Origin of the sequence: Micromonospora sp. B006, assembly GCF_003408515.1 — a bacterium.
GTDB lineage: Bacteria > Actinomycetota > Actinomycetes > Mycobacteriales > Micromonosporaceae > Micromonospora > Micromonospora echinospora_A.
Window position 1 is genome coordinate 1,477,538 of the sequence record NZ_CP030865.1, and the last position, 18,691, is coordinate 1,496,228.

Here is an 18,691-nt window from a genome sequence, read left to right on the forward strand (position 1 = left end):
GACCCCGCGCCACGCATTACGATCCGGCGGCATGACGATCGCCACGACCGACCGGCTGGTGCTACGGGACTGGACCGAGTCGCCGGACGACCTGGCCCGGATCTACGACATCTACTCCCGGGACGAGGTGATGCGCTGGCTCGGCGGCGGCAAGGGCCGGATGACCGACCCGTCCGAGGCGCGCGAGCGGGTCCGGTCCTGGCACGAACGCTGGGCGCCGTACGGCGGACGGTGGGGCCTGTGGGCGATCGAGCCGCGCGACGGCGGACCGGTGGCGGGGAGCATCCTGCTCAAGCCGCTACCGGGACGCGACGGCGTCACCCTGACCGACGACATCGAGGTCGGCTGGCACCTGCACCCCGACGCCCAGGGCAACGGCTACGCCACCGAGGCGGCCCGCGCGGTCCTGGAACGCGAGTTCGCCACCGGCACCCCGAGGGTGTACGCGGTGGTGATGGCCGGGAACGACCCGTCGATGGCGGTGACCCGGCGCCTCGGCATGACGCACGTGGGCGTGCGCACCGACTGGTACGGCGGGGTCGAACTGGAGACCTTCGTCCTGGACCGCCCCGCCTGACCGTTCGGCGGAGCTGGCCGGGCGAGGACGCGGTTTACCGTACGTCGTGCTGATCGAGTTCGAGGCCGCGCCCGAGCGCGGCCCATTCACCGTGGCGTGGCGCTGGCTCCTGCGGCGCGCGGTTCTGCCCTATCGGTGGGTGGGCGGCACGCTGGCGCTACTGGCGGTCTTCACGCTCGTCGCGGAGCCCCGTCTCGTCGCCGCCGCGCTGGCAGGTGGGGCCGTGCTCTGCTGGTTCCTCGCCCCGGCCGTGATGCTGCACCGCGCGGTGGGGGCGGCCTGGCAGTGGGGCTCCGTCGCGGCCCGGTGGAACCTCTCGGACGAGGGTCTGCGGTGCGAGAGCCCGGAGGGTGTCACGCTGGTGCGGTGGTCCGCCGTGTCCGCCGCCGAACAGGTCCACGACCAGTTGCTGGTGCGACTGTCGGGAGGGCGAGTGCTGATCGTGCCCTTGGCCCAACTGACGCCGGAACAGAATCAGGAGGTTCTCGACTTCCTCCGCACCCGGACGTTGCTTGCCTGACCGTCCGGTTCGACGCTGGGCCGCACCATCTGTGCGATGGACGGCTCGGAAACGGGCGAAGCTCCACCCGAGCGGCCCGGCGACGTCGTCGGGTGGGAGGACGGCGTCTTCGGTGAGGTGCAGGCATGTCGACTGATGCGGAGGGGAATCCGAACCCGCCGGGTACGGCTCACGTGCCGGCCGTTGAGCTCGCACGCCGCCAAGGCGTCGAGCCGGTCACCAGCCTTGACGACCTGGCTCGTCCGGACCTGATCGAGTCGGACGAGGAACTGGAGCATCTCCTTGCCGACCTGCAAACCTCGCGGAACTGGAAACTGGCCTGACCGCGACCCGACCGGCGGGTCGCTGGATCTGCTCGGCCGCCGGGATCAGCCCTGGACGGCCGCGGCGGCACTCGACCTGCTGCCGGAGAACAACGGCCCGAGAATCGAGGTGCTGCGCGGCTGCGTGATCGTCACGCCGGGCAGCGGCGTCGACCGGCGTACGGCGCATCTTCATCTCGCGTACCGGATCGGGGTGGCGGCCCGGGCCGCCGGCTGGGGGGGCTGTCGATCGGTCAACCTGGTGTCCGGTGACGACCTGTTCGTTCCCGACCTGGTCGTGCTGCGACGGCCGGCCGGCGGTCTCCGGGCCGTGATCGTGGCGGACGCGCTGCTGGTGGGGGAGATCGCACCGTCCGGCGTGATCGACAGGCCGCGGGAGTACGCCGCCGCCGGTGTGCCGTACTTCCTCCGGGTCGACCTGCGTAACCGGGTGCCGGCGCTCGCCCTCTACGAACTGGTCGAGGGTGAGTACCGGCCGCTGGCCGCCGCGGCCGCCGGTACGACGTTCGTGATGCGGGAGCCGTTCGAGTTCAGCGTCGACCCGGCCGACCTGCTCGACGAGGAGGCGCCGCAAGCGTGATCGACACCGGTTCGCCGAAGTGGTGGCATCGGGGCGCGTGGGATGGCGCCACCTCGGGGAAGTGGAGTCGATCATGCCGTCGGGCACTCCGGGACGAACCGGGGTGAGGCGCTGGGGAACAATGGTCCGGTGACCACTCCCCGAGATCTCGTGCTGCTCGGTTCGACCGGCTCGATCGGCACCCAGGCCATCGACATCGTCAAGCGCAACCCGGACCGCTTCCGGGTGGTGGCCCTCGGCGCGGGTGGCGGCAACGTGGAGTTACTCGCCGCGCAGGCGCTGGAGCTGGGCGTGGAGGCGGTCGGCGTGGCCCGCGCGTCCGCCGCGCAGGACCTTCAGCTCGCGTTCTACGCCGAGGCGAGCAAGCGCGGCTGGGCCACCGGTGACTTCAAGCTGCCCAAGATCGTGGCCGGGCCGGACGCGATGACCGAGCTGGCGCAGTGGCCGTGCGACGTGGTGCTCAACGGCGTGGTCGGCTCGCTGGGCCTGCCGCCGACGCTGGCCGCGCTGCACGCCGGGCGTACCCTCGCCCTGGCCAACAAGGAGTCCCTCGTCGCCGGCGGCCCGCTGGTCAGGGCCGCCGTCTCGCGGCCGGGGCAGATCGTCCCGGTGGACTCCGAGCACTCGGCGCTCGCGCAGTGCCTGCGCGGCGGCGCCCGGGGCGAGGTGCGGCGGCTCGTGGTCACCGCCAGCGGCGGCCCGTTCCGGGGGCGGCGGCGCGAGGAGCTGACGGCCGTCACGCCGGAGCAGGCGCTGGCGCACCCGACCTGGAACATGGGCCCGGTCGTCACGATCAACTCCGCCACGATGGTCAACAAGGCGCTGGAGGTGATCGAGGCGCACGAGCTGTTCGACGTGCCGTACGCCGACATCGAGGTGATGGTCCACCCGCAGTCGGTGATCCACTCGATGGTCGAGTTCACCGACGGCTCGACGCTGGCCCAGGCCAGCCCGCCGGACATGCGGCTGCCGATCGCGCTGGGGATCGGCTGGCCGGACCGTGTGCCCGGCGCCGCCGCGGCGGTGGACTGGACCACTGCTCACACCTGGGAGTTCTTCCCGCTCGACGACGCCGCGTTCCCGGCGGTCGCGCTGGCCAAGGCGGCGGGTGAGGCGGGGCGCTGCCGCCCGGCGATCTACAACGCGGCGAACGAGGAGTGCGTGGCCGCGTTCGTCGCGGGCCGGCTGCCGTTCCTCGGGATCGTCGACACCCTCCAGCGGGTGCTGGAGGACGCACCCGATTTCGACGAACCAGGTACCGTCGAGGACGTGCTCGCCGCCGAGTCGTGGGCACGGGCGCACGCCCAGGAGATCATCGTCGGGTCGGTGGAAGGAGCTCGATGAGCTATCTGCTCGGGGTGGTGCTGTTCGCCCTGGCGATTCTCATCTCGGTGAGCCTGCACGAGGCGGGGCACATGCTGACCGCCAAGGCGTTCGGGATGAAGGTCACCCGCTACTTCGTCGGCTTCGGCCCGACGCTGTGGTCGTTCAAGCGGGGCGAGACCGAGTACGGCATCAAGGGCATCCCGCTCGGCGGCTTCTGCAAGATCGTCGGCATGACGCCGCAGGACGACGACGTCGAGCCCGGGGACGAGAAGCGCGCGATGTGGCGCTACCCGGTCTGGAAACGGACGATCGTGATGTCCGCCGGCTCGATCACCCATTTCGCGCTCGCCCTGATCGCGCTCTGGATCATCGCGATCACCGCCGGCCTGCCGAACCCGAAGTTCCCCTCCACCGAGGACGGCTTCAAGGCGGAGCCCGCCGTGATCGCGCTGGCCCCCTGTGTCGTGGTGGAGAACGCGGCCCGCGCCTGCCAGGCCGACGACCCGGCCAGCCCGGCCGAGAAGGCCCAGCTCGAGGACGGCGACCGGATCACCGCGGTGAACGGCAAGCCGGTCTCCACCTGGGGCGACATGCTTGACGTGGTCCGGGCCACCCCGCCCGGCGCGGCCACCGTCACCTTTGAGCGCGACGGCCGGTCGCAGGAGGCCCGCGTCGACCTGGCCGCGGTGCAGCGCCCGCCGCTGGACGACCCGAAGGGTGCCACCTCGTCGGTCTCCGCGCTCGGCGTGGCCCTGCGGCCGAGCACCCCGCCGCGGGTCGAGTACGGCCCGATCGCCGCGTTCGGCGCCACCGCCGACTTCACCGGCACCATGGCGGTGCAGACCGCGCACGCCATGCAGCGCATCCCGCAGAAGGTGCCCGCGCTGTGGAGCGCGATCACCGGCAGCGAGCGCGACATGGACACCCCGATCAGCGTGGTCGGCGCCACCCGGCTCGGCGGCGAGGCCGTGGAGAACAACGCCTGGCTGGTGTTCTTCATGCTCTTCGTGTCGCTGAACTTCTTCATCGGCGTGTTCAACCTGCTGCCGTTGCTCCCGCTGGACGGCGGTCACATCGCCATCGCCTGGTTCGAGCGGGCGCGTTCCTGGCTGTACGCGCGCATCGGCCGCCGGGATCCGGGCCGGGTCGACTACCTCAAACTCATGCCGTTCACGTACGCGGTGATCCTGATCGGTGGCGCGTTCACGCTGCTGACTGTCACCGCTGATGTCATCAACCCCATCACGCTCTTCTCAAGGTGAGTGCCTGAAGTGACCGCTGTCAGTCTCGGTATGCCCCCCGTACCGCCGCCGCCGCTGGCCCCGCGCCGGGCCAGCCGCCAGATCATGGTCGGTTCGGTGCCGGTCGGCGGCGGCGCGCCGGTCTCGGTGCAGTCCATGACCACCACCCTCACCGCCGACGTCAACGCCACGCTCCAGCAGATCGCCGAGCTGACCGCGTCCGGCTGCCAGATCGTCCGGGTCGCCGTGCCGTCGCAGGACGACGTGGAGGCGCTGCCCGCGATCGCCAAGAAGTCGCAGATCCCGGTGATCGCCGACATCCACTTCCAGCCCAAGTACGTCTTCGCGGCGATCGACGCCGGCTGCGCCGCGGTGCGGGTGAACCCGGGCAACATCCGGCAGTTCGACGACAAGGTCAAGGAGATCGCGCGGGCCGCCGGCGACGCGGGCGTGCCGATCCGGATCGGCGTGAACGCGGGCTCGCTGGACAAGCGCCTGCTGGCCAAGTACGGCAAGGCCACCGCCGAGGCGCTGGTGGAGTCGGCGCTGTGGGAGTGCTCACTGTTCGAGGAGCACGGCTTCCGGGACATCAAGATCTCGGTCAAGCACAACGACCCGGTGGTGATGATCCGCGCGTACCGGCAGTTGGCCGAGCAGTGCGACTACCCGCTGCACCTCGGCGTCACCGAGGCCGGCCCGGCGTTCCAGGGCACGATCAAGTCGGCGGTGGCGTTCGGCGCGCTGCTGGCCGAGGGCATCGGCGACACCATCCGGGTCTCGCTGTCCGCCCCGCCGGTCGAGGAGATCAAGGTCGGCAACCAGATCCTGGAGTCGTTGGGGCTGCGTGAGCGCGGCCTGGAGATCGTCTCCTGCCCGTCCTGCGGGCGGGCGCAGGTCGACGTCTACAAGCTGGCCGAGGAGGTCACCGCCGGCCTGGAGGGCCTGCCGGTGCCGCTGCGCGTCGCGGTCATGGGCTGCGTGGTGAACGGTCCGGGTGAGGCCCGCGAGGCCGACCTGGGCGTTGCTTCCGGCAACGGCAAGGGCCAGATCTTCGTCAAGGGCAAGGTCGTCAAGACCGTGCCCGAGGCGCAGATCGTGGAGACGCTCATCGAGGAGGCGCTGCGGATCGCCGACGAGATGGGCGCCGAGATCCCCGAGGAGCTGCGCGACCTGGTCCCCGGTGGCGCCACCGTGACCGTGCACTGATCCACTTCGCGTCGCCGTGCGGCCGTCCCCGTCGGGGGCGGCCGCACGCGCCGTCTCAGGGCCGGGGCACGGCGGCGAAGGGGGAGAGGGTGAACCAGCCGGGCGCGGCGCGCCGCAGCGCCTCCGGCCCGGTCACCTCCACCGCGCCGCCGCGCAGCGCCACGGCCCACTCCAGGTCGCCCATCCAGACCTGGACCAGGGCACGCAGGTCCGCCGTGACGGTCACCGTCACGTCGTGCCCGGGGTCGATGTCGCAGACGTCGGCCTCGCCCCCGGCGATCACCATCCACCAGTCGCGCTGCGACGCCGGCACGTCCCGGAAGCGGAACCGCACGACGGTACGCCCCGGCGGGACCGCGTCGTGGTCGACGTGCCGGTGCATGTCCCACAGCAGCAGCTTCGGATCCAGGTCGGCGTCGCCCAGCTCGCCGATCCAGCGCACGCCCCAGGCGCCGAGCGCCTCCAGCACGGGCCGCAGCTCCCGCCCGGCGGCGGTCGGGACGTAGCGCACGTCGGCGCCGTCGACCCGCCGCTCCACCACCCCGGCGCGGACGAGTTGGTGCAGCCGGCGGGACAGCAGCGTTGGCGACATCCGGGGCAGGCCCCGGCGCAGCTCGTTGAAGCGTTCCGAGCCGCTGACCAACTCCCGGACCACGAGCAGCGTCCACCGCTCGTCGAGTAGTTCCATGGCCTTCGCCACGGGGCAGAACTGGTGGTAGGAGGCCCCCATGGCGGGCACGCTACGCCCGGCCCGGCGGCCCGGCCAGGCGCCTGTCGGGAGCGGTACAGATCTCGTACTGGGGGCCGGGGCGTCCGCTGCCTAGCGTCCCTGACAGGGACGACAGGTGAGGAGCGACTGATGATCGAGGAACGGGAGCAGGACGCGGCGGTGAAGGCCCGGCACCGCGCGATGTGGGCGCTGGGCGACTACTCCGCAGTGGCCGCGCAGGTGATCCCGCAGTTGGGGGCGACGCTGGTCCGGGCGGTGGGGGTGGGACCGGGCATGCGGGTGCTGGACGTGGCGGCCGGAACCGGCAACGCGGCTCTGCCGGCGGCCCGGACCGGCGCGGAGGTGGTGGCCGGTGACCTCACCCCGGAGTTGCTGGCGATCGGGCGGGCGTCGGCCGAGCGGGAGGGCGTGACGCTCACCTGGGAGGAGGCGGACGCGGAGGCGCTGCCGTACGCCGACGGCGCGTTCGACGCGGTGCTGTCCTGTGTGGGCGTGATGTTCGCGCCCCGGCATCGGGTCGCTGCCGACGAGTTGCTGCGGGTGTGCCGTCCGGGCGGGACGATCGGCCTGGTCAACTGGACCCCGGAGGGCTTCGTCGGTCAGTTGTTCGCGGCCATGCGGCCGTACGCGCCGGCCCCGCCGCCGGGCGCGCAGCCGCCCCCGCTCTGGGGCGACGAGGACCACGTCCGGGAGTTGTTCGGCGACCGGGTCGACGCGCTCAGGCTGGGGCGCGACGCCGTGGTGGTGAACCGGTTCGCCACGCCCGCGGAGTTCCGGGACTTCTTCGCGACCCACTACGGACCGACTGTGGCGGTCTACCGGGCGAACGCGGACGACCCGGAGCGTACGGCCGGGCTCGACCGCGCGTTGACCGACCTGGCTGCCCGGCACCTGGACGGCGGCGTGATGCGCTGGGAGTACCTGCTCGTCACCGCGCGCCGCGCCTGACGGCACGCCGGCCGTCGTCCGGCCGGCGTGCCGTCGCGGGCGGCGGTGCTCACTCGGACTCGGCGAGGATGGCGTAGAGCTTGCGCCGGGTCTCGTCGAGCACCTGGGCGGCCCGGGCGCGCTGGTCGTCGGTGCCGGTGGTCATCACCTGCCGCAGCGCCTGCATGGCCTGCGCGCCGGCGTCGCGGATGTCATGCCAGCTGTTGACTGTCTGCTCGGCGAACTCCGCCCAGGGCGGGGTCTGCGCCGCGGTGGCCGCCTCGGCCTGGCCCTGTTCGGTGAGCGCGAACCGCTTGCGTCCGCCCTCGGAGTCGGCGGCGGTCGCGATGACGCCCTCGTCCTCCAGCAGTTGCAGCGTCGGGTAGATCGAGCCGGGGCTGGGCCGCCAGGCCCCGCCGGTGCGGGAGTCGATCTCCTGGATCATCTCGTAGCCGTGCATCGGCCGCTCGGTGAGCAGGGCCAGCACGGCGCCGCGCACGTTCGGCCGCCGGCCGCGTCCGCGCCCGCCCCGGCCTCGACCGTGACCGTGCGGTCCGGGCGGGAAGGGCGGCGGACCCGGGGGTACGGGAGGGAAGCCGAAGCCACCCCGGCGGCGCATCTCGTCGTGCATGGCGTGCATGCGTCGATGGAAACCCATCAGGGCTCTCCTTCTTTCGTCGTATCACTGATGCATCAACGATATATCGGCAATGCATCGCCGACAAGACGCTTGTCAAACCGGGCTGCAAACCGTACGTGCGTACTGTTAGGCTGCCGGCGTGCGGCTGCTTCCCGAACCAGGCCCGTCCCGGATCCTCGCCCTCTCCACGCTCGTCAACACCGTCGGGCGGGGCACCTGGCTCACCGCCAGCGCGCTCTTCCTCACCCGCTCGGTCGGCCTCTCCGTGGCCCAGGTCGGCGTGGCGCTCACCCTCACCGCGCTGGTCAGCCTGGTGGCGAGCACCCCGATGGGCTACCTGGCCGACCGCCTCGGGCCGCGCGGGCTCCAGATGGCCGCGCTGATCGCCTCGGCCGGGTGCACGGCCGCGCTGGTCGCGGTGCGCTCGTTCACCGGCTTCCTGGTCGTCGGCGTGCTGATGGCGCTCGCCGACGCGGGCACCCGGGGCGCCCGGGGCGCGCTCATCGCCGGGGCAGTCCCACCCGACCAGCGGGTCCGCACCCGCGCCTACCTGCGCGCGGTCACCAACGTCGGCATCTCGGTGGGCACCGTGCTGGCCGGGTTCGCGCTCGCCGCCGACACCCGAGGCGCGTACGTCACCCTGATCCTGCTCGACGCCGCGACCTACGTGCTGGCGGCGGCGGTGCTGCTGCGGCTCCCGCCGGTGCCGCCGGTGCCCGCCCCGGCGCACGGGCCACGGCTGATCGCGCTGCGGGACCGCCCGTTCCTCGCCTTCACCGTGCTGGACGGGCTCATGTCCATGCACTTCTCGCTGATCAACATCGCCCTGCCGCTCTGGATCGCCGGGCACACCACGGCCCCGACCTGGCTGATCTCCGTCTGCCTGCTCGTCAACACGGTGGTGGTGATCCTGTTCCAGGTCCGCGCCTCGCGCGGCACTGAGGACCTGACCGGCGCGGGCCGGGCCTCCCGCCGGGCCGGCGTCCTGCTCGCGGTCGCCTGCGCGCTGTTCGCCGCAGGTGGCGGCGTGCCGGTCGCGGCGGCGGTGCCGCTGCTGCTGGCCGGCGCGCTCGTGCACGTCGTGGGGGAGCTGTGGCACGCGGCGGCCGGCTGGGGCATCTCGTTCGGGCTGGCCCCGGCGCACGCGCACGGCCAGTACCAGGGCGCGTACGGGATGGGCATGCAGCTCGGTTCGATGGTCGCCCCGGTGGTGGTGACCACCCTCGCGATCGGCTGGGGCGTGCCGGGCTGGCTGCTGCTCGGCGGGGTGTTCCTGGTGCTCGGCGCGCTCGTGCCGCCGGTGGTGCGGTGGGCCGCCCGGACCCGGCCGCCCGCGCCCGAACCGGAGCCCGCGCCGGTCGGCTGAGCCACCGCTCACCACAGTGCTCCGGGGTGTCCGGTCGGCCCCCGCGCCCCGGGGCGGATCTGGCAGGCTGGTAACCGTGCTCACGATGCCGGTACGCCAACTGGGGGAGTCGGAGCGCCGTGCCGTCGAACGGCTGCTCGACCTCGACCCGTACGCCGGCGCGCAGGTCGCCGAGCGGGTGGCGGCGCGCGGGCTGGCCTGGTGGCGGGCCGAGGCCCGGATCCTCGGCTACGGCTCCCGCCGCAACCTGGAGTCGATCTGCTGGCTCGGCGGCAACCTGACCCCGGTGCTCGCGTCCGAGCCGGCGGTGAGCGCGTTCGCCGAGCAGTTGAGCGCCCAGGAACGGCTCTGTTCCTCGATCGTGGGCCGCGCCGACGCCGTTCTCGGGCTCTGGGACCGTCTCGGCCCGTACTGGGGGCCCGCCCGGGACGTACGCCCGAACCAGCCCCTGCTGGCCACCGACGCGCTGCCCGCCGTGGCGCCCGACCCGGACGTGCGGCGGGTGCGCGGCAGTGAGGTCGACCGGCTCTTCCCGGCCGCGGTGGCGATGTACACCGAGGAGGTCGGGGTGTCGCCGCTGGCCGAGGACGGTGGGCGCGGCTACCGGCGGCGGGTGACCGAGCTGGTGCGCGCCGGCCGCGCCTACGCCCGCTTCGTCGACGGGCGGGTGGTCTTCAAGGCGGAGCTCGCAGTGGTGACCCGCCGGACCGCGCAGGTGCAGGGCGTCTGGGTGGCGCCCGAGTGGCGCGGCCGGGGCATCGCCACCGCCGCGATGGCCGCAGTGGTGCGCGACGCCCTGGACCGGGTCGCGCCGACAGTGAGCCTCTACGTCAACGACTTCAACCTGCCCGCCCGCCGGGTCTACGAGCGCTGCGGCTTCCGCCCGGTCGGCACGCTCGCCACAGTGCTGTTCTGAGGATCACTCCCGCCAGACGTCCCGAACCGGACACCCGGCGCTAGGCTGGGCATGTTTTTATACTGACTAGTCAGTTCGGAATTCGGGGTCTGATGAACATCGTCGAGACCAGCGGCCTGGGGCTGCGGACGCGCCGCGGTTGGGTCTACCGGGACGTCGACCTCACCGCCGCGAGCGGTGAACTGGTCGCGCTCACCGGCCCGCCCGGCAGCGGACGCACCTCGCTGCTGCTCACCCTGGCCGGGCGCTTCCCGCACAGCCACGGCGAACTGCGCCGCCGGGGCCCGGCCGCGCTCGGCCAGGTGGCCGGCGTGCACGAGCCCGACCCGACGCTCACCGTCGCCGAGCACATCACCGAACGCCTGCTGCTGCTCGGGCCGGTGCCGCGCCGCCGTCGGCGGCTGGTGCCGGTCGCCGCGGTGCGGGCCCGCCGGGCCTACCGCCGCGACGCCTACGCCACCGCCGTCGCCGGCGCCGGCCTCACCGACGCCCCACTCGACCCCGACCGGTACGGCAGAGACCTCACCCCTGTCGAACGTCAGGTGCTCGGGCTGGTGCTGGCCAGCCTCGGCGGCCCCAGCCTGATCGTCGCCGACGACGTGGACGCCGGCGCCGACCGCCCCGAGCGGGAGTGGATGTGGGGTGCGCTGGAACGCCTCGCCGACCAGGGGTACGCGGTGGTCGCCAGCGCCCGCGCCGTCGAACCCGGCGTGGCCGCCACCGCCCACCGCATCGGTGACCCGGCGGTGCCCGCCCTCGCCCTTCCCGCCGAGCCCACCGAGGTGCCCGCATGAGCGTCCTGCGACTGGCCCTGTTCGAGCTGCGCCGGATGACCCGGGGCCGGCTGCCACGCGCCGCCCTGGCCGTGCTCACCATCGTCCCGCTGCTCTACGGCGCGCTCTACCTGTACGCGTTCTGGGATCCCTACGGGAAGATGGACCGCATCCCGGTCGCCCTGGTCAACGCCGACCGCCCGGCCACCGCCGGTGACGGCAGCGAGGTGCACGCCGGGCGCGACCTGACCGAGAAGCTGCTCGACCGCAAGGTTTTCGGCTGGACCGTCACCGACCAGGCCGACGCCACCAGAGGGCTGCGCGACGGGCGCTACCACCTGATCTTCTCCATCCCGCAGGACTTCTCCGCCACGCTCGCCGCCGGCCCGGAGCCGGACCGAGCGGCCCGGCAGGGCGAGCTGAAGGTCGTCAACGACGACGCCACCAACTACCTCTCCGGCCTGCTCGCCCGGTCGGCGTTCAGCGAGATCCGGGCCGCCGCGGCGCAGAGCACCGCCGCCACGTACTTCGACAAGATGCTGATCGGCTTCACCGACGCCAAGGCCGAGACCGGGCGCGCCGCCGACGGCGCCGGGAAGATCGCCGACGGGCTCGGCAGCTCCCAGCGGGGCGCCGACCAGCTCGCCGACGGGCTCGGTGACGCCACCGACGGCGCCGGGCAGCTCGCCGGTGGACTGAACCAGTCCGTCCAGGGCGCGGACAAGCTCGCCAAGGGCCTCGACCAGTTGCGTACCGGCGCCGCCCAGCTCGCCGACGGCGCCGGGCGTGCCGCCACCGAGACCAAGGCCGCCGCGGCCACCGTGAACGCCGCCGCCGACAGGTACGAGCCGGTGCTGCGCCGCAACGCCGACAAGATCCAGAAGGCGGCCACGCTGGTCGCCGACGGCGCGCAGCAGCTCGCCGCCGGACTGGACGCGCTCCCCGGCAAGGCCGCCGAGGTGGTCGCGACCGCCGAGGAGGTCCGCGACCGGCTCGACGCGGTCGCGAAGGAACACCCCGAACTGGCGGACGACCCGGACTTCGCCGGCGCCCGCAAGGCCGCCGACCGGGCCGTCACCCAGGCCCGCTCGGTGGTGGCCGCGCTGGACAGGACCGACATGGCCACGCTGCGCAAGCAGATGACCGACGTGGCGAAGACCGCCCGCGAGGTGGCCGCCGCCGCGCCGCACCTGGCCGACGACGTCGCCTCCGCCCGCGCCAAGGTGAACGAGCTGGCCGGTGGGCTCGCCGAGCTGGCGCAGGGCAGCGCCAAGCTCCGCGACGGGCTGGGCGACGCGTCTTCCGGGGCGAGCGAGCTGCGCGGCGGCCTCTACCGGCTCGCCAGCGGCGCCCGCCAGCTCGACGGCGGCCTGGCCCAGCTCGGCAGCGGCAGCAACCGGCTGGTCGACGGGCTGACCCGGCTGGAGGGCGGCGCCGGTGACCTCGCCGACGGGCTCGCCTCCGGGGAGCGGAAACTGCCCGGGTACGACGACGCGGCCAGTCGCGCCGACGTGCTCGGCGACCCGGTCGGTCTGATCCGCGACACGCAGAACCCGGCCGGTTCGTACGGCGTGGGCTTCGCCCCGTACTTCCTGTCGCTGGCGCTCTGGGTCGGCGCGATGATCACGTACATGCTGTTGCGGCCGGTCAACCGGCGGCACGTGATGTCCGGCGCGCCCGGCTGGCGGGTCGTGCTCGCGGGGTGGCTCCCGGCCGCGGGCATCGGCCTGGCCCAGGTCGCGGTGCTCTACACGGTGGTGACGCTGGCGCTCGGGCTCGACCCACGGCACGGGGCGGCCACGTTCGGGCTGCTCGCCCTCACCTCGCTGGCGTTCACCGCGATCATGCAGCTGCTCGGTGTGGCGCTCGGCCCGGCCGGCCGGCTGGCCGCGCTGGCGCTGCTGATGCTCCAGCTCACCTCGTCCGGCGGCACCTACCCGGTGCAGACCTCGCCCGGCTTCTTCCAGGCGATCCACCCCTGGCTGCCGATGACGTACGTGGTGGACGGGCTGCGGCACACCATCAACGGCGGCACCACCGCCCCGGTGGTCACCGCCGCGCTGGTGCTGCTCGCGTTCGGGCTGGGCGCGATGGCGCTCACCGTCGGCGCGGCCCGCCGCTCCCGCCGGCTGACCCCGGCGAAGCTGCACCCCGAACTGACCATGTGAGGATGAGCCGGTGACGGACGGACGGACGCGCCGGCGCGAGGACACCCGCCAGCGCCTCTTCGTGGCGGCGGTGGACCTCATCGCCGAACAGGGCTTCTCGGCCACCACGGTGGACGACATCGCGGCCCGGGCCGGCGTGGCGAAGGGGACCGTCTACTACAACTTCGAGTCGAAGACCGTCCTGTTCGAGGAGCTGCTGCGGCACGGCATCGGCCTGCTCACCGCCGAGTTCCGGGCCGCCGTCGACGGGTTGCCTCCGCTGGAGGCGCTCGGCGCGCTGGTCCGCGCGCAACTGGAGTACATCCGCCGCTACCGCGCCTTCGCCCAGCTCCTGCTCTCGGAGATGTGGCGGACCAACAGGGAGTGGCAGCAGACGCTGCGGCTGCTGCGCGGCGAGGCCATCGCGGTGATCGCCGACACCGTGCAGGCCGGCGTGGACAGCGGTGACCTCCCGGCCGATCTGGACGTGCGTACCGCCAGCTCGGCGCTGTTCGGCGTCGGTCTGGTGGTGGCGGTGGACTGGCTGGTCTTCTCGCCGGAGCGGCCGATCGACGAGGTGCAGGAGTCGCTGCTCGGCATCGTCCGGCGGGTCGCCCGGACCTGACCAGCGGTCGGTAATTCGGTTGATTCCGGGCCGCCGGAAGGGTGAGGGTGAGGTCACCGCCCCCACCGATCCGAGTCCGGAGGACCTTCCATGCGCCTGCTCCGAGATCTCTGGGCCACGGCGCCCCGGCGGATGGCGGCGGTACTGCTGCTGATCGTGCTCGGCGCCGGTGGCCAGGCGGCCGCGTCCGCGCTGGCCGGGCCGGTGCTGGTGCACCGCTCGTCCGGCTGGTTCGTCGCGCTCGCGGTGGCGCTCGTCGCCGCTGTCGTCACCGACCTGCTGATCGGCCTGATCATGGCCCGGCTCACCGCCGACTGGTCGGCCGACGTGCGGCGGCGGCTGTGCCGCGTCGCGCTCGGCCAGGACCTGCCCACCCTGGAGACCACGCCGGTCGGCGAACTGCTCGACCGGATCGACAACGACGTCTACCAGGTCGCCGCCGAGATGCGGAACACCGGCGTACGGCTGGCGCAGGGCCTCGCGGTCTGCGCGCTCTCGGCCGTCAGCGCGCTGATCGTCTGGTGGCCCGCCGGTGTCGGCATGATCCTGCTGACCGCGCTGCTCGCGGTGACGCTGCGCCGCCCGACCGCCCGGATCGCCCTGGCCCGGATGGCCGAGGAGGAGGCGTGGTCCGACCTCGCGGCGGTGATGGAGGAGGCGGTGCACGGGCAGGACGACGTGCGCACCAGCCTCGCCCGGCCGTACGTGCTGCGCCTCTACGCCCGTCGCGCGGCCGAGGTGATCGCCCGGTGCGTCCGGGTGTTCCGGCTCTCCGCCCGGGTCACCGCGGCCGCCGCCGGCGCGGTACGGGTCGGCATCGCCGGTGTGGTGCTGGGCGGCGCGTGGGCGCTCGCCACCGGCCGCGTGGACGCCGCCCGGCTGACCGGAATCTGGCTGCTGGCCATCGCGTTCGGCGCGACTGTCGAGCACATCGCCCGCTGGGTGCCGCACCTTCAGCAGGCGTTCGGCGCGTGGGCCCGGGTGCAACTGCTGGCCGGGTCGCCGCAGGAGCCGGACGGCGGGGCCACCCCGGTCGACGGTGACCTGACCGTACGCGGGCTCACCTACCGCTACCCGGCCGGCGGGGACGACCGCGGTCCGGCGCTGCGCGACGTGCGCCTCGACTTCGTCCGCGGCCGTTCGTACGCGCTCGTCGGGCGGACCGGCTCGGGCAAGTCGACGCTGGCCAAGGTGCTCACCCGGGCGGTGGACGTGCCGCGCGGCACGGTGTTCCTCGGCGGCACCGACCTGGTCGACCTGGACGTCGAGGAGCTGCGCCGGTGGATCGCCGTGGTGCCGCAGCGCACCGAGATCCTGGCCGGCACGCTCGCCGAGAACGTGGCGCTGTTCGACCCGGAGCTGCTGGACGCCGCCGAGCGGGCGCTGGCCGAGCTTGGCCTGACCGCCTGGATCGCGGAGCTGCCCGACGGCGTGCACACCCGGCTCGGCGACGGCGGGTACGTGCTCTCCGCCGGGCAGGAACAGCTCGTCGCGTTCGCCCGGATCCTGGTCCGCGACCCGCACGTGGTGATCCTCGACGAGGCCACCGCGCGGCTCGACCCGGTCACCGAGAACCGGGTACGCGAGGCCACCGAACGGCTGCTCACCGACCGGATCGGCATCGTCATCGCGCACCGGCTCTCCTCGGTGCGCCGCTGCGACGAGGTGGTGGTGATGGCCGACGGCGCGGTGCTGGAGGCCGGCCCGCTGCGCGAGTCGGCCCGCTTCGCCGAACTGCTCGCCACCAGCCACGCCGGGGCGTACTCCGGGGTGGGCGCCCGGCGCGGCGGCGTGGAGCTGCTCGACGCGCCCGCCTGGGACGACGCGCCCGCCACGCCGGCCGCGCCCGCCACGCGGCCGGCCGCCGTGCCGCGCGCCGACCCGCCACCGGCGCCGCCCACGCCGCCCGCGCGGACCATGCGGGAGATCCTCCGGCTGGGCTTCAACGACCCGCGGTACGGCCTGCTCTCGGTCGCCCTGTTCATCGTGATGACGGTGCTCGGGATGGACGGCGCGGTGCTGCCCTGGCTCTGGGCCGATCTGGTCGGCGGCGGCGACCCGTGGCTGCCGGCGCTGGGCATCGTGGCCGCGCTGCTAGTGGTGCTGCCGCTGCCGTACCTGACGAACCTGTGGTTCCCGCAGTGGTGGATCCGGCAGATGCTGCGGATCAGCGCCCGGCTGGTGCACGGGCAGACCGGCGCGCGCCGGGTCAGCGGGCACACCCCGGCCGAGGTGGTGGCCCAGGGCGGCGACACCGACCGGGTGGTGCACCTCGCCGACAACCTGATGGACCAGTTCATCTCGCTGGTCATCGTGGTGACCATGACGCTGGTGACCGGCAGCTTCGTACCGGCGTTGTTCTTCGTCGGCACGATGGTGGTCTCCGGGCTGGCGGCGACGCTGTTCGGGCCCCGGCTGGAACGCACCGCGGCCGGCACGGTGAAGGCCCGCGCCGCGTTCGCCACCGCACTGGTCTCCGCGCTGTCCGCCGCCCGGACGGTGAAGCTGGCCGGAGCCACCCGCCCGGTGCTGCGTCACCTCGCCCGGCTGGACGAGGTACGCAGCGAGCGGCAGCGCCGCGAGATCGCCATGCAGGTGTGGGCCCGGTCCACCCCGGCGGTCGCCAGCGGCCTGCTGCCGATCGGCGCGTGGGCGCTCTATCTGACCGGCGGGCTGTCCGCCGGCGCCACGCTCGTGGCCGTCTCCACGCTCGGCGCGGCCCGCTGGTTCGCGTGGACCACCGCGTCACTGGTCTCGCAGTACCCGTCGGCGCGGGTGTGGACGAAGCGGACGGTGGCGATGACCGGCGAGGCCGTGTACGCCGCGCCGGTGCCCGGACTGGACCTGGTCGCGGGCACCGCGCCCGCGCCCGAGCCGCCGCCCCGGCACCCGCTGCGCCGCCTGGAGCTGTCCGGCTTCGGCGCGCTGCACTCCGACGGCATGCTCGCCGTCCGCGACGTCGACCTGGTGGTCGAGCGCGGGCAGTTGGTGCTCGTCGTCGGCCCGGTCGGGTCCGGCAAGTCGTCGGTGCTGCGCGCGCTCGCCGGGATCGTGCACCACGTCGGTGAGCTGCGCTGGAACGGCGACCCGGTCACCGAGCCGGAGATGTTCCTGCGCCCCAACCAGGTCGGGTACGTGGGTCAGCTGCCCCGGGTGCTCTCCGGCACGGTGGCCGACAACATCGCGCTCGGCCACCAGGTGGACGCCGCCGGCGCGGTCTCGACCGCCCAGCTCGAACACGACCTGGCCGCGGCCGGCGGCGGGCTCGGGTTGCTGATCGGGCACAAGGGCACCCGGCTGTCCGGTGGTCAGCTCCAGCGGCTGGCGCTGGCCCGGGCGCTCGCTCCGCGTACCGAGTTGCTGGTGGCCGACGACGTGTCGTCGGCGCTGGACGTGAGCACGGAGCTGGCGCTGTGGGCGGCGCTGCGCGAGCACGGGGTCACAGTGGTCGGCTCGACCGCGAAGCGGGCCGCGCTGGTCCGCGCCGACCACGTGGTGGTGCTGATCGACGGCACCGTGGCCGACCAGGGCACCTGGACCGACCTGGAACCCCGCTGGAACCACCTGGCCGGCTGACCGCCCGGGTTTTTCCCCGGTTGACCATGAAGTTGGCGGCGACAGAACGGACGCAGAACGCCGCCAACTTCATGATCGACGCGCAAGGTCAGAAGGCTCGGGCGTACTGCTCGGGCCAGGCCGGGGTGGCGCCGAGCTTGGCGGCGGCGCGGCGCGGCCAGTACGGGTCGCGGAGCAGCTCCCGGCCCAGCAGCACCAGGTCCGCCTCGCCGCCGGCCACGATCTGCTCGGCCTGCTCGGGTTCGACGATCAGGCCGACGGCGCCGGTCGGCACCCCGGCGTCGCGGCGGATCCGGGCGGCCAGCGGCACCTGGTAGCCGGGTCCGACCGGGATGGACGCCCGGGCTGCCGCGCCGCCGGAGGAGGTGTCGACCAGGTCGACTCCGGCGGCGGCCCGCTCACCGGCGAGCACCACGCTGTCCTCGATGCTCCAGCCGCCGTCGGTCCAGTCGGTGGCGGAGATCCGGGTCAGCACCGGCACTGACTCGCCGACGGCGGCGCGTACCGCGCGGGCCACCTCCAGCGTGAGCCGCATCCGGGCGGCCCGGTCGCCGCCCCAGCCGTCGGTGCGCCGGTTGGTCAGCGGGGACAGGAACTCGTGCAGCAGGTAGCCGTGCGCGGCGTGGATCTCCACGGCGGCGAACCCGGCGTCGAGCGCTCGCCCGGCGGCGGTGGCGAAGGCGTCCACCACGGCGGCGATGCCCGTCTCGTCCAGCGCGGTGGGCGTGCGGTAGTCCGGCACGAACGGCTGGTCGCCCGGGCCCACCGGGGTCCAGCCGCCCTCGGCGTCCGGGACGCCTCCGCGCGCCGGCGCCCACGGCCGGTACGTGGACGCCTTGAACCCGGCGTGCGCGAGCTGCACGGCCGGGACCGCGCCCTGACCTGCCACGAACGCGGTGATCGGCCGCCAGGCGTCGACGTGCGCGCCGGACCAGAGGCCGGTGTCCTGCGGGCTGATCCGGCCCTCGGGCACCACGGCTGTCGCCTCGGTGATGACGAGCCCGGCCCCGCCGACCGCGCGGGAGCCGAGGTGGACACGGTGCCAGTCGGTGGGCAGGCCGTCGGGCCCGGCGCTGTACTGGCACATGGGCGCCAGCGCGATCCGGTTGGGCAGCGTGACGCCGCGCAGGGCGAGCGGGGTGAACAGGGCGCTCATTCTCGGATCCTCCGGTCATGGCTTCGGGTGCGCCCCCGGTTCGGAAGACGCACCCGAAGAAG

General features: G+C 73.7%; 17 protein-coding genes. 14 read left to right on the plus strand and 3 right to left on the minus strand.

The annotated features are described in order from the left end of the window. Positions 1 to 31: 31 nt before the first annotated feature. The 7 genes from MicB006_RS07155 (at position 32) to ispG (ending at position 5,773) form a co-directional block, all read left to right on the plus strand. Positions 32 to 577, plus strand: coding sequence for a GNAT family N-acetyltransferase (locus tag MicB006_RS07155; protein WP_116504700.1), 546 nt, complete (start codon positions 32 to 34; stop codon positions 575 to 577). Between the two features lie 46 nt (positions 578 to 623). Further along, entirely contained in the window at positions 624 to 1,097 is a 474-nt protein-coding gene (locus tag MicB006_RS07160; RefSeq protein WP_116504702.1) for a YcxB family protein, read from the plus strand. A 125-nt stretch (positions 1,098 to 1,222) separates the two neighbouring features. Continuing rightward, on the plus strand, positions 1,223 to 1,420 hold the full coding sequence (locus tag MicB006_RS07165; protein WP_116504704.1) for a hypothetical protein: 198 nt from the start codon (positions 1,223 to 1,225) through the stop codon (positions 1,418 to 1,420). Further along, a complete protein-coding gene (locus tag MicB006_RS07170; RefSeq protein WP_161565912.1) occupies positions 1,380 to 2,000 on the plus strand; it encodes a Uma2 family endonuclease in 621 nt (206 codons plus the stop codon). Before MicB006_RS07165 ends, MicB006_RS07170 begins: the two co-directional genes overlap by 41 nt. 129 nt (positions 2,001 to 2,129) lie before the next feature. After that, a complete protein-coding gene (dxr, locus tag MicB006_RS07175; protein WP_116504708.1) occupies positions 2,130 to 3,344 on the plus strand; it encodes a 1-deoxy-D-xylulose-5-phosphate reductoisomerase in 1,215 nt (404 codons plus the stop codon). Beyond that, positions 3,341 to 4,588 carry an RIP metalloprotease gene (locus MicB006_RS07180; protein WP_116504710.1) on the plus strand — a complete coding sequence of 416 codons (1,248 nt, stop codon included), beginning with the start codon at positions 3,341 to 3,343 and terminating at the stop codon, positions 4,586 to 4,588. The genes dxr and MicB006_RS07180 overlap by 4 nt, the downstream gene beginning before the upstream one ends. A 9-nt stretch (positions 4,589 to 4,597) precedes the next feature. Then, on the plus strand, positions 4,598 to 5,773 hold the full coding sequence (gene ispG / locus MicB006_RS07185; protein ID WP_116504712.1) for a flavodoxin-dependent (E)-4-hydroxy-3-methylbut-2-enyl-diphosphate synthase: 1,176 nt from the start codon (positions 4,598 to 4,600) through the stop codon (positions 5,771 to 5,773). A 55-nt stretch (positions 5,774 to 5,828) separates the two neighbouring features. On the opposite strand, the gene MicB006_RS07190 is transcribed toward ispG, so the two are convergent. Further along, on the minus strand, positions 5,829 to 6,503 hold the full coding sequence (locus MicB006_RS07190) for a helix-turn-helix domain-containing protein (protein WP_116504714.1): 675 nt from the start codon (positions 6,501 to 6,503) through the stop codon (positions 5,829 to 5,831). A 129-nt stretch (positions 6,504 to 6,632) separates the two neighbouring features. Here MicB006_RS07190 and MicB006_RS07195 point away from each other — a divergent pair, with 129 nt between their 5' ends. After that, on the plus strand, positions 6,633 to 7,451 hold the full coding sequence (locus MicB006_RS07195) for a class I SAM-dependent methyltransferase (protein ID WP_116504716.1): 819 nt from the start codon (positions 6,633 to 6,635) through the stop codon (positions 7,449 to 7,451). A gap of 49 nt (positions 7,452 to 7,500) precedes the next feature. Here the strand turns inward: MicB006_RS07195 and MicB006_RS07200 are convergent, their stop codons facing one another. After that, positions 7,501 to 8,088: a PadR family transcriptional regulator gene (locus MicB006_RS07200; RefSeq protein ID WP_116504717.1), complete on the minus strand. Its 588-nt coding sequence runs from the start codon at positions 8,086 to 8,088 to the stop codon at positions 7,501 to 7,503. Between the two features lie 121 nt (positions 8,089 to 8,209). On the opposite strand from MicB006_RS07200, the gene MicB006_RS07205 reads away from it, so the two are divergent. The 6 genes from MicB006_RS07205 to MicB006_RS07230 all read left to right on the plus strand — a co-directional run bounded on the left by MicB006_RS07205 (position 8,210) and on the right by MicB006_RS07230 (position 17,473). Beyond that, on the plus strand, positions 8,210 to 9,436 hold the full coding sequence (locus MicB006_RS07205) for an MFS transporter (RefSeq protein ID WP_116504719.1): 1,227 nt from the start codon (positions 8,210 to 8,212) through the stop codon (positions 9,434 to 9,436). Between the two features lie 76 nt (positions 9,437 to 9,512). Next, positions 9,513 to 10,352 (plus strand): DUF4081 domain-containing GNAT family N-acetyltransferase, encoded by an 840-nt coding sequence (locus tag MicB006_RS07210; protein WP_073830321.1) that lies wholly within the window; start codon positions 9,513 to 9,515, stop codon positions 10,350 to 10,352. 92 nt (positions 10,353 to 10,444) lie between these two features. Next, the gene (locus tag MicB006_RS07215) at positions 10,445 to 11,146 is read left to right on the plus strand and encodes an ATP-binding cassette domain-containing protein (RefSeq protein WP_116504721.1); all 702 of its coding nucleotides are present in this window, start codon (positions 10,445 to 10,447) and stop codon (positions 11,144 to 11,146) included. Beyond that, positions 11,143 to 13,293 (plus strand): YhgE/Pip family protein, encoded by a 2,151-nt coding sequence (locus MicB006_RS07220; RefSeq protein ID WP_116504722.1) that lies wholly within the window; start codon positions 11,143 to 11,145, stop codon positions 13,291 to 13,293. The genes MicB006_RS07215 and MicB006_RS07220 overlap by 4 nt, the downstream gene beginning before the upstream one ends. A gap of 10 nt (positions 13,294 to 13,303) precedes the next feature. Then, on the plus strand, positions 13,304 to 13,897 hold the full coding sequence (locus tag MicB006_RS07225) for a TetR/AcrR family transcriptional regulator (protein ID WP_073830318.1): 594 nt from the start codon (positions 13,304 to 13,306) through the stop codon (positions 13,895 to 13,897). A 90-nt stretch (positions 13,898 to 13,987) separates the two neighbouring features. Next, entirely contained in the window at positions 13,988 to 17,473 is a 3,486-nt protein-coding gene (locus MicB006_RS07230; protein ID WP_116504724.1) for an ABC transporter ATP-binding protein, read from the plus strand. Positions 17,474 to 17,561: 88 nt separating this feature from the next. Here MicB006_RS07230 and MicB006_RS07235 read toward each other — a convergent pair whose 3' ends face one another. Then, entirely contained in the window at positions 17,562 to 18,629 is a 1,068-nt protein-coding gene (locus tag MicB006_RS07235; RefSeq protein WP_116504726.1) for an NADH:flavin oxidoreductase/NADH oxidase, read from the minus strand. Positions 18,630 to 18,691: the final 62 nt, after the last annotated feature.

Bases quoted from the DNA above. Each gene is read 5' to 3' on its own strand.
- MicB006_RS07180 (WP_116504710.1), top strand. From the start codon at position 3,341: ATGAGCTATCTGCTCGGGGTGGTGCTGTTCGCCCTGGCGATTCTCATC.
- MicB006_RS07190 (WP_116504714.1), bottom strand. From the start codon at position 6,503: ATGGGGGCCTCCTACCACCAGTTCTGCCCCGTGGCGAAGGCCATGGAA.
- MicB006_RS07230 (WP_116504724.1), top strand. From the start codon at position 13,988: ATGCGCCTGCTCCGAGATCTCTGGGCCACGGCGCCCCGGCGGATGGCG.
- MicB006_RS07165 (WP_116504704.1), top strand. From the start codon at position 1,223: ATGTCGACTGATGCGGAGGGGAATCCGAACCCGCCGGGTACGGCTCAC.
- MicB006_RS07215 (WP_116504721.1), top strand. From the start codon at position 10,445: ATGAACATCGTCGAGACCAGCGGCCTGGGGCTGCGGACGCGCCGCGGT.
- MicB006_RS07155 (WP_116504700.1), top strand. From the start codon at position 32: ATGACGATCGCCACGACCGACCGGCTGGTGCTACGGGACTGGACCGAG.
- MicB006_RS07200 (WP_116504717.1), bottom strand. From the start codon at position 8,088: ATGGGTTTCCATCGACGCATGCACGCCATGCACGACGAGATGCGCCGC.
- MicB006_RS07220 (WP_116504722.1), top strand. From the start codon at position 11,143: ATGAGCGTCCTGCGACTGGCCCTGTTCGAGCTGCGCCGGATGACCCGG.
- MicB006_RS07235 (WP_116504726.1), bottom strand. From the start codon at position 18,629: ATGAGCGCCCTGTTCACCCCGCTCGCCCTGCGCGGCGTCACGCTGCCC.
- MicB006_RS07195 (WP_116504716.1), top strand. From the start codon at position 6,633: ATGATCGAGGAACGGGAGCAGGACGCGGCGGTGAAGGCCCGGCACCGC.